This window comes from Streptomyces sp. MB09-02B (genome assembly GCF_033794485.1).
GTDB lineage: Bacteria > Actinomycetota > Actinomycetes > Streptomycetales > Streptomycetaceae > Streptomyces.
In genome coordinates, this window is sequence record NZ_JARGEE010000715.1 from 1 (window position 1) to 2625 (window position 2625).

General features: G+C 72.7%; 2 protein-coding genes and 2 pseudogenes. All 4 read right to left on the reverse strand.

What is annotated here, in order from left to right; translation table 11 throughout:
• Nucleotides 1–101: pseudogene (locus tag P1P70_RS43215) on the reverse strand (methyltransferase); the annotation flags it as partial.
• Nucleotides 102–111: 10 nt separating this feature from the next.
• A pseudogene (gene eboE, locus P1P70_RS43220) lies at nt 112–1009 on the reverse strand (metabolite traffic protein EboE); the annotation flags it as partial.
• Nucleotides 1010–1012: 3 nt separating this feature from the next.
• Nucleotides 1013–1861 (reverse strand): TatD family hydrolase, encoded by an 849-nt coding sequence (locus tag P1P70_RS43225; RefSeq protein WP_319247775.1) that lies wholly within the window; start codon nt 1859–1861, stop codon nt 1013–1015.
• Nucleotides 1861–2598, reverse strand: a complete 738-nt coding sequence (locus P1P70_RS43230) for an EboA domain-containing protein (protein ID WP_413471683.1) — start codon at nt 2596–2598, stop codon at nt 1861–1863. Before P1P70_RS43230 ends, P1P70_RS43225 begins: the two co-directional genes overlap by 1 nt.
• Between the last annotated feature and the right edge of the window lie 27 nt (nt 2599–2625).

The window sequence follows — 2625 nt, forward strand, 5'->3', positions numbered from 1 at the left end:
TCCAGGGAGATCAGCCGGCCGTCGGCGGGCAGCGCGCGGGCCAGCCAGATGGTGCTGTAGCCGCCGAGGGTGCCGATCTCCAGGATGCGGCGGGCGCCCCGGGGCAGGGGGGGGGGGGGGGAAGCGCCTCGCCCGTGAGGGCCTCGCCCAGGTCGTCGGTACCGCGCAGGCCGGCGGCGGTGGAGGTGCGGGTCTGGTGCAGGAAGCGGGGCTCGTCGAAGGCGGCGAGGGCTTCGCGGACCTCGGGGAGGTGCGGGTGTTCGGCATGCAGGGCGGCCGAGAGCTGGGACTTGACGACGGGGACGCCGGCGCGGGTGAGCGCGTCCAGGGCGGTGTGCGGGTCTTCGAAGGAGGTGGCGAGGTGGCAGGTGTCGACGCAGATGCCGATGCGGTCGTGGCCGATGTCGGTCAGGGGGCCGATGGCGTCGGCGGTGGTCTCGACGGTGCAGCCGGGTTCGGGTTCGAGGCCGACGCGGATGGAGCGGCCGGTCAGCTCGGCGACGGCGTCGAGGCGTTCGGCGAGGGTGCGCAGGGCCGTGCGGGACCGGGCGGCGTGGGTGTCGTCGTAGGCGGTGCGCCAGGCCAGGGGCAGGGTGGAGACGGTGCCCTCGGTGACGTCGTCCGGGAGGAGCCGGGCGAGCACCCTGGCGAGGGAGGTGGTGTGGTCGAGGCGCTCGGGGTCGGCCCAGTCCGGCCGGTAGACGCGGTACTTGACCTCTTCGGCGCCGAAGCCCTGATAGGGGAAGCCGTTGAGGGTGACCACTTCGAGGCCGCGCCCATAGAGTTCGGTGCGCAGGCCGCGCAGCGCGGACGGGTCGGTCACCAGGGCAGCGGCGGCGTCCCTGGCCAGCCACAGGCCGATGCCGAGGCGGTCGCGGCCGAGGCGGCGGCGTACGGGCTCGCAGTGGTCGCGGAGCTGGGCGAGGACGCCGTCGAGGGTCTCGGCCGGGTGCACGTTGGTGCAGTAGGCGAGGTGGACGGTGGAGCCGTCGGGGTGGCGGAAGCGCATGGGTCACTCACCGCCGCGCAGGATGCTGTTGCCCTCGTGCGTGGTGTCCGTCGCGGTGACGTCGAGGTCGAGTCGGCCGCTGAGTCCGTAGAAGGCGACGGGGTTGCGCCACAGCACCAGGTCGACGTCGTCCTCGTCGAAGCCGGCCGCGAGCAGGGCGTCGGCCACCGTGCGGGTCTTGAGGGGGTCGCTTCTGCCCCAGTCGGCGGCGGAGTTGACCAGCACCTTCTCCGGGCCGAACTTCTGGAGGACGGCGACCATGCGCTCCTCGTCCATCTTGGTGTCCGGGTAGACGGAGAAGCCGAGCCAGGCGCCGCTGTCTTTGGCCTCCCCGACGGTGGTCTCGTTGAGGTGGTCGAGCAGCACCCGTTCGACGGGCAGGGCGGAGGTCCGTACGACGTCGAGGGTGCGGCGCAGACCGGCCAGCTTGTCCCGGTGCGGAGTGTGGACGAGGGCGGGCAGGCCGTGGTCGGCGGCCAGTTGCAGCTGGTGCTCGAGCGCGTGGTCCTCGGCCGGGGTCACGGAGTCGTAGCCGACCTCGCCGACCGCCACGACCCCGTCCTTGAGCAGGTAGCGGGGCAGCTGGTCCAGGACGGGGGTGCACCGCGGGTCGTTGGCCTCCTTGGGGTTGAGGGCCAGGGCGCAGTGGTGGGCGATGCCGTACTGGGCGGCACGGAAGGGTTCCCAGCCGAGGAGGGAGTCGAAGTAGTCGACGAAGGAGGCGGGCGACGTACGGGGCTGCCCCAGCCAGAAGGCCGGCTCGACGACCGCGCGGACGCCCGCCTCGTGCATCGCCTCGTAGTCGTCGGTGGTGCGTGACGTCATGTGGATGTGGGGGTCGAAGATGCGCATCAGGACTCCTTGCCGTCGATGCCGTCGATGCCGTCGGTGCCGTCGATGCCGTCGGTGCCGTCGGTGCCGTCGGTGCCGTCGGTGCGGGGCTCGGCGGCCGGTGGGGGCGCGGTCAGGTCCAGGACGCGGTACAGGTCCTCGGGTACGGGACGGCCCGCGGCGGTGCGTTCCTCGGCGAAGGCGCGGAGCATCCGGGCGAGTTCGGTGTCGCCAGGGGCGCGGCGGGTCAGGTCGGCGACCTCGTCGACGCGCACCCCGGTGAACAGGCACTTGAGGACGGCGTGCCGCCAGGGGTGCGGGGCCAGGTGGCGGGCGGCGTACGGGCCGAGGGCGGCGGCGACGAGTCGGGTGTCGTTGGTGCGCAGGGCGTCCTCGACGAGGTGCAGCGCCTCTGGGCCCGGCACGAGGTGGGGCAGCGCGTGCAGGACAGCGCGGCGTTCGTCGGCGGTGCCCTGGCGGTAGACCCGGGTGACGGCGTCGGTGTCGGCGCGGGCAGCGTGCAGGATCACGACGCGGACGGCGTCTGCGTGTTCGGTGCCGCAGCGCCGGCCCGCCTCGGCGAGGCGCAGCTCCCAGGCGGAGATGGGGCCGTGGGTGCCCGGGTGTCGGGCGGCCTCGTCCAGGGCCTGCACCAGCCAGGTGTGGGCGGCGCCCGTGAGGTGAGCGTTCAGGTGGCGGCGCAGGTCCTGCTTCTTATACCAATTTCCAGGCCCAGGAGACAGGAAGAAAATACGTATGCCGGTATCGGATTGAAACAAAAAAAA

Excerpts from the sequence above, each read along its gene's own strand:
- P1P70_RS43225 (WP_319247775.1), bottom strand. The coding sequence starts at position 1,861 with ATGCGCATCTTCGACCCCCACATCCACATGACGTCACGCACCACCGAC.